Annotated in this window: 8 protein-coding genes and 1 pseudogene; 8 read left to right on the plus strand and 1 reads right to left on the minus strand. The window is 34.5% G+C overall.

Features of this window, described 5'->3' with window-relative positions; all coding sequences use genetic code 11:
* The 8 genes and pseudogenes from WBQ70_RS00745 to WBQ70_RS00780 form a co-directional block, all read left to right on the plus strand.
* The coding region (locus WBQ70_RS00745) for a phytoene desaturase family protein (RefSeq protein WP_423909186.1) at window positions 1-1,334 on the plus strand (1,334 nt) is incomplete at its 5' end.
* 3 nt (window positions 1,335-1,337) lie between these two features.
* A complete protein-coding gene (locus WBQ70_RS00750; RefSeq protein WP_423909189.1) occupies window positions 1,338-2,177 on the plus strand; it encodes a phytoene/squalene synthase family protein in 840 nt (279 codons plus the stop codon).
* A 2-nt stretch (window positions 2,178-2,179) separates the two neighbouring features.
* Complete coding sequence (locus WBQ70_RS00755; RefSeq protein ID WP_423909192.1) at window positions 2,180-2,641, plus strand: sterol desaturase family protein; 462 nt, start codon at window positions 2,180-2,182, stop codon at window positions 2,639-2,641.
* Between the two features lie 128 nt (window positions 2,642-2,769).
* Window positions 2,770-3,456, plus strand: coding sequence for a lycopene cyclase domain-containing protein (locus tag WBQ70_RS00760; protein WP_423909195.1), 687 nt, complete (start codon window positions 2,770-2,772; stop codon window positions 3,454-3,456).
* On the plus strand, window positions 3,443-3,901 hold the full coding sequence (locus tag WBQ70_RS00765) for an SRPBCC family protein (protein ID WP_423909198.1): 459 nt from the start codon (window positions 3,443-3,445) through the stop codon (window positions 3,899-3,901). Before WBQ70_RS00760 ends, WBQ70_RS00765 begins: the two co-directional genes overlap by 14 nt.
* Window positions 3,902-3,903: 2 nt before the next feature.
* Complete coding sequence (locus WBQ70_RS00770; RefSeq protein ID WP_423909200.1) at window positions 3,904-5,199, plus strand: cryptochrome/photolyase family protein; 1,296 nt, start codon at window positions 3,904-3,906, stop codon at window positions 5,197-5,199.
* 18 nt (window positions 5,200-5,217) lie between these two features.
* Window positions 5,218-6,123: a TIGR01777 family oxidoreductase gene (locus WBQ70_RS00775; RefSeq protein ID WP_423909203.1), complete on the plus strand. Its 906-nt coding sequence runs from the start codon at window positions 5,218-5,220 to the stop codon at window positions 6,121-6,123.
* A gap of 6 nt (window positions 6,124-6,129) precedes the next feature.
* Window positions 6,130-6,712 (plus strand): annotated as a pseudogene (locus tag WBQ70_RS00780) (hypothetical protein); the annotation flags it as partial.
* 91 nt (window positions 6,713-6,803) lie between these two features.
* Here WBQ70_RS00780 and WBQ70_RS00785 read toward each other — a convergent pair.
* On the minus strand, window positions 6,804-7,116 hold a 313-nt coding region (locus WBQ70_RS00785; RefSeq protein WP_423909205.1), incomplete at its 5' end, for an HpaII family restriction endonuclease.

Here is a 7,116-nt window from a genome sequence, read left to right on the forward strand (position 1 = left end):
CAGATGGGTTTACTTTTGATATGGGACCTAGTTGGTATTGGATGCCGGATGTTTTTGAACGTTTTTTTGCTGATTTTGGCAAGAAAACGACGGATTATTATGATTTGGTAAAACTTTCTCCAGCCTATAACGTATATTATGGTATGAATGATTTTGTTTCAATTGCTGATAATATAGATACAATCGAAGCTACTTTTGAAGCTATAGAAAAGGGGAGTGGGAAACAGTTACGTGATTTTATGGCTGATGCCAAAAGCAATTATGACATTGCCATCAAAGATTTGGTCTATCGTCCTGGGGTTTCTCCTTTAGAATTGATTACGGTAGAAACGACTAAAAAATTAGGACAGTTTTTTAGCACCATCAGTAAAGATGTTCGAAAAAAGTTCAAGAATAAAAAATTGATTCAAATTTTAGAATTTCCAGTGTTGTTTTTAGGTGCAAAACCTTCTGATACACCGTCGTTTTATAGTTTTATGAATTATGCCGACTTTGGTTTAGGAACTTGGCATCCTAAAACAGGAATGTTTGATGTGGTGAGAGCAATGGAAAGTTTAGCAACCGAATTAGGTGTTGTTTTCAAAACCCATTCGAATATCGAAAAAATTATTATCGAAAATAAAACGGCCAAAGCGATTATAGTAAATGGAGCGCGAATCGAGTCAGATATCGTTTTAAGTGGCGCAGATTATCATCATACCGAAACGCTTTTGGATAAAGAATATAGGGTTTATTCTGAAAAATATTGGGATAGTAGAGTATTTGCTCCTTCTTCGTTATTATTTTATGTGGGTTTTAATAAAAAAATAAAAAATGTTTCGCATCATGCATTATTCTTCGATGTAGATTTTGAGCAACATGCTAAGGATATTTATGACGAACCTCAATGGCCAGCAGAACCGTTGTTTTATGCTAATTTTCCATCCATCACCGATAAAACCGCTGCGCCTGAAGGAATGGAATCAGGGTTTTTCTTGATTCCGCTAGCACCTGGCATTAACGATACTGAGGAATTGAGAGAGCAATATTTTGATAAAATCATACACCGATTTGAAAGCATTACTGGTCAAAAGGTAAAAGAGAATATCGTATATAAAAAATCATTTTGCAAAAACGATTTTGTATCTGAATACAACTCATACAAAGGGAATGCTTATGGAATGGCAAATACCTTATTGCAAACGGCTTTTTTGCGACCTAAATTGAAAAGTAAAAAAGTGAATAATTTATATTTTACAGGACAATTAACCGTTCCTGGTCCTGGAGTACCACCTGCCTTAATCTCAGGGAAATTGGTTTCAGAATTAATTAATAAACAATTTTTAGCATCCTAAATTATGAAACAATTATTTGATACCGTATCGTTTAAATGCAGTAAGCTGGTTACTAAAAATTACAGTACTTCATTCTCATTGGCAGTTTATATGTTGTCGCCAAGTATTCGTGATGCCATTTATAGCATCTATGGTTTTGTACGTTTTGCCGATGAAATTGTAGATTCTTTTCATGGATATGAAAAGGAATACTTAATCAATGATTTTGAAAAAGAGTATTATAAAGCGTATGAAGCTGGTATAAGTTTGAATCCCATTTTGAATTCGTTTCAACATACTGTCAAAGAATACCATATTACGGATGATCTCGTTCAGGCTTTTATGAAAAGCATGAAATTAGATTTGGTTAAACAAAACTATGATAGTCAAGAAGAATATAATGAATACATCTATGGTTCTGCCGATGTGGTGGGTTTGATGTGTTTGAAAATTTTTGTGAAAGGAAAAGAAGAGAAATACAACCAACTCAAAGCAGAGGCTATGCGATTGGGATCAGCCTTTCAAAAAGTAAATTTTTTACGGGATTTGAAAGAGGACAATTTGGTTTTAAATCGGAATTATTTCCCTGGAGTCGATTTGAAATCATTTGATGAAAAATCAAAAAGAGTGATTATTGATGAAATAGAGGAAGATTTTAAGATTGCTTATCAAGGGATCGTTAAGTTGCCTATGGAAGCGAAATTTGGCGTTTATACAGCTTATGTGTATTATAAAAAATTATTACACAAACTAGAACACACACCTTCAAACCAAATAGGAAACAGCAGAATAAGAGTTTCTAATTATACCAAGTTTGGATTGTTAGCAAAATCCTTTGTGTCTTACAAATTAAAGTTAGTGTAATTATGATTTATTTCTTTATAACCCTCGGAGTCTTTTTATTGATGGAATGTGTTACTTGGTTAACTCACAAATATGTGATGCATGGATTTATGTGGTATTTTCATGAGGATCATCACCAACCCAAATATACCAATGTCTTTGAACGAAATGATGTATTCTTTGTTATTTTTGCTATTCCCAGTATTTTGCTATTTTATTTTGGGGCTGAAGCCAATTTTAATTATTTGTTTTTTATAGGTCTAGGAATTACCATTTACGGTTTTGGCTATTTTATGATCCACGATGTTTTGATTCACCAACGGTTTAAATGGTTTAAAAACACCAAGAATAAATACTTGATAGGACTCCGAAAAGCACATAAAGTACACCACAAGCATTTAGGGAAAGAAGAAGGAGAATGTTTCGGGATGTTGTTTGTGCCTTTTAAGTATTTTATCAAAGGTCCTAAGAATTCAAGTTACTAAGGATCTAAGGAACTAATTTTTTAGTATTTTACTTTAAAAGTCCTCAAAATAATCTTTATAAAAACAATAAACTAATCCACCAATATTCTTAGTCACTTAGCTCCTCAGAACCTTAGAACCTTAATAAAATGTCACTTTATCTCATCCTAAACCTCGCCTCGTTTATCATTCCGTTTTTGTACAGTTTTGAAAAGCGGATGCACTATAACAAACGATGGAAAGTACTCTTTCCGGCTTTATTGACTACAGCTGCTTTTTTTATCATTTGGGATATATTTTTTACTAAAATAGGAGTTTGGCATTTCAATCCAAGGTATCATTCAGGGATTGAGTTTTTTGATTTACCTATCGAGGAATGGTTGTTTTTTATATGTATTCCGTATGCGAGTTTGTTTATTCATTTTGCCTTTCATTATTTTTTACCCAATGTTAGTCTTTCTGACAAAACGGTAAAACGAATGTATTGGGTAATTGTGATAGTTGTTTTACCTGTTCTTATTTTGAATTTTGACAAATGGTACACGGCGGTCAATTATAGCTTGTTACTTTTATTATTGACTTACACTGTCTTTAAGGTTCCCAACGTTTTGAATACTTTTTTTATCACTTTTTTGATCATTTTGATTCCGTTTGCTATTGTAAATGGCATCTTAACAGGGAGTTTTATTGATGAACCTGTAGTGTATTACAATAATGCTGAGAATTTAGGAATTAGGCTAGGAACCATTCCTGTGGAAGATGTAGGATATGCTTTTTCGATGTTATTGATGACTTTAGTTTTAATGAAAAAATCTAAAAAGAATGAAGCTATATAAAAAAGAAACCGTACAATATGTAAATGCGACTATAGAGGAATGTTGGTCTTTTTTCTCAAGTCCGTTGAATTTACAAAAAATGACTCCCGATAATATTGGATTTTTCATCACAGATTATGATGGAAAATCGATGTATTCAGGGCAAATTATTCAGTATAAGATAAGTCCATTCTTGGGAATAAAATTACCTTGGGTAACGGAAATTACGACTGTAGTTGACAAAAGTTATTTTATAGACGAACAGCGTTTTGGGCCTTATGCATTTTGGCATCACAAACATTTTTTTGAAGCCACAGAAAATGGTGTAAAAATGACAGATATTGTTCATTATGCTTTGCCATTTGGAATTTTGGGTCGGATAATGAATACAATGGTGGTGAAATCCAAACTGAAAACTATTTTTGAACACAGAGAAAAAAGGGTAAACGAAATTTTTAATTCGTAACTATGAGTAAACAGAAAGTGACTGTTTTTTGGTTCCGACGCGATTTGCGTTTGGAGGATAATGTGGGATTGTTTCATGCCTTGCAATCATCATTTCCAGTTATTCCTCTTTTTATTTTTGATGATGCCATTCTCGAAAATTTGCCTAAAAATGATGCTCGTGTTGGTTTTATCTATGATACATTGGCACAAATTAACTCTGAATTAAATGCCATAGGAAGTTCGCTTTTAGTTAAAAAAGGAACAACATCCAGAGTTTGGGCGCAATTGATAATAGAATTCGATGTACAAGAAGTTTATTCGAATAAGGATTACGAACCCTATGCTATACAACGCGATCAAACGATAGCCACACTTTTAAGAAATAACGGAATTTCTTTTTATTGGCACAAAGACCAAGTCATTTTTGAAGAAAACGAAATCACTAAAGCCGACGGTTTGCCTTATACGGTTTACACACCTTATAAAAATAAATGGTTAGAAAAGTTCAGGATGCAGTGCCCTTTGTTGGAGTATAATACAGCAGAATATTATTCCAATTTTCACAAAAGTGATTTTGTTTTACCTTCTATACAAGATATAGGTTTTGAAGAAAACAGCATAAAAGTCAAGCCAAATAATTTAACCCAAATAAAAACGTATCACGAAACCCGTGATTTTCCTGCCTTGGATACTACTTCCTATTTATCACCGCATTTGCGTTTTGGCACGGTAAGTATTCGTAAATTAGTTAATTGGAGTTCGAAAACGAATGCTGTTTTTTTGAGCGAATTGATTTGGCGTGAATTTTTTATGCAAATTCTATTTCATTTTCCAAAGGTGGTAACGCATAATTTTAAGTCGTCCTACGATGGTATTCAGTGGCGAAATAATGAAGCAGAATTTGAGCGTTGGTGTTCTGGAAACACAGGTTATCCGATGGTAGATGCTGGTATGCGCGAATTAAATGCTACGGGCTATATGCACAATCGAGTGCGCATGGTGGTGGCAAGTTTTTTGTGTAAACATTTACTGATTAGTTGGCAATGGGGCGAAGCATATTTTGCTCAGAAATTATTAGATTATGATTTGTCTGCCAATGTTGGAAATTGGCAATGGGCCGCTGGAACAGGTTGCGATGCGGCACCTTATTTTAGGGTTTTTAATCCCGAAATCCAATTGAAAAAGTTTGACGAAAAAGAAATTTACATTCGGAAATGGATTCCTGAGTTCGACCTAGGTTATGAAGTTCCCATGGTCGAGCATGCTTTTGCTCGTGATCGAGCGATAACCACTTACAAAGCAGGAATTGTTAAGTAAAAATTAAAAATAATTCAGATGAAAAAAAATATCTTAATTACAGGAGGAACAGGTTTTGTAGGTCAAAATTTGGCACGTTTACTAATTGAGAAAGGATTTTCAGTGAGTATTTTAAGTAGAACTAAAAAGTCAAATCAAGAATCATTATTCTATTATTGTTGGGATATTGAAAAAGGTACGATGGATGAAGAAGCGGTTTTATATGCGGATTGTATCATTCATCTAGCGGGTGAGAATATTGCAGGGAAACGCTGGACGAAAGCAAGAAAAAAAGCAATTTTAGATAGTAGGGTAGTTCCCGTGAAGCTCATCAAAGCAGTTTTAAAGAAATACAACAAAAAGCTTGATGCTTTTATTACAGCATCAGGAATAGGAATTTACGGGGCTTATAATAGTTCTCAAGTGAATATAGAAGATAGTCCTCTTGCAAATGATTTTCTAGGAACAGTTTGTCAACAATGGGAAGCAGTTGCTGATGAAGTACTTCCTTTTGCCACCCGAATTGTAAAAGTGCGTACAGGATTGGTTTTAGGAAATGGTGGTTTTTTAAACAAATTATTGCCTTTGTTCCAATGGAAATTAGGTTCGGTCATAGGGTCTGGAAACCAATACATGCCTTGGATTCATATCGATGATTTATGTGCTATTTATCTTGAAGCAGTAACAAATGAGCAAATGAATGGCGCTTATAATGCCGCAATACAGGACAATACAACAAACCGTGTTTTTTCAAAAACTTTAGCAAAGGTTGTGGGATATAAAATTTGGTTGCCTCCCGTTCCTGCTTTTTTAATTCGGATGTTTCTTGGTGAGCTTGCTGTTATTATTTTAGCGGGCCAAAAAGTGTCTTCAGCAAAAATAGAGCAATTAGGATTTCAGTTTCAGTATACAGATTTAGAAGCTACTTTGAAGGATTCTGTTTAATTTTAATTAGACCATTGTTTACTATTGAATTTGGTGTATCAAAAAGTGAAATGCAAAACCACCTTGCGCTTAATACGTAAATGGTTGCGAGTACCGATACAAATTAACGGTAAACTACAAAAACGCAGAAAAGGCGTTCCGCAAGAGGACGGTGCGTTAAGAAAATGTCCAGTGGACATTTTTAGCGAACGAGCCAGCAGGCGGGAGGGGCAAGTCCGTTGTTGTCTAATATTCTGCTCCATGAGTTGGATAAAGAAATGACAAAGCGCAAACTGAAATTTGTACTGCGCTATTGCATTTGGACGGATTGGAAGATTTGAAGCGTAGCGGAAAACACGAATACCAAAAAAACAATATAAACGCATGAGCTAAACCTGAAAGGAAAAGGAAAAACCTGATTCGATTGGGAATTAACCAAGACCATGCTTATGCATTTAGTCGTACTCGCAAAGGCGGTTGGGCAATTGCACAGAGTCCTATTTTAGGTTCAACCATTACTTTGAAACGCCTAAGACAAAAAGGCTATCAATCCTTAACCGATGTTTACATCGAACTTAACCCATCATTTTGCGAACCGCCGAGTACGTGACCCGTACGCTCGGTGGTGTGAGAGGCGCACTCCGTTAGTTTCTAGCGGAGCCGTCTACTCGATTATGCCTTCGCCCTTTTTTTTTTCGGTATTATTTAAAACGTATCTGTAAGTTCAGTTTGAAATATATTTGTCCGTTTTCTTCATAAATTTTTCCAAATTCGTGTCTTGTGCTACTTGCGGTTTCTAACTTTGTATTTGTAAATAAATAATCTTCAAATTCATTTCGGTTGTAAATATGATAACACAAAACTTCTCCATTTTCTTTCACAACCAAATAACCACCAGTTGCATCTAATTCTCCAGTCCAAACTTTCGATGGCATCATTCCTAAAGCAATGTCAGTTAAAAAACGTTTGATTTTATATGAATAGAATGGATGATTTGTTTCTAAATTATATTCG

Source organism: Flavobacterium sp., from assembly GCF_049590715.1.
Classification (GTDB): domain Bacteria; phylum Bacteroidota; class Bacteroidia; order Flavobacteriales; family Flavobacteriaceae; genus Flavobacterium.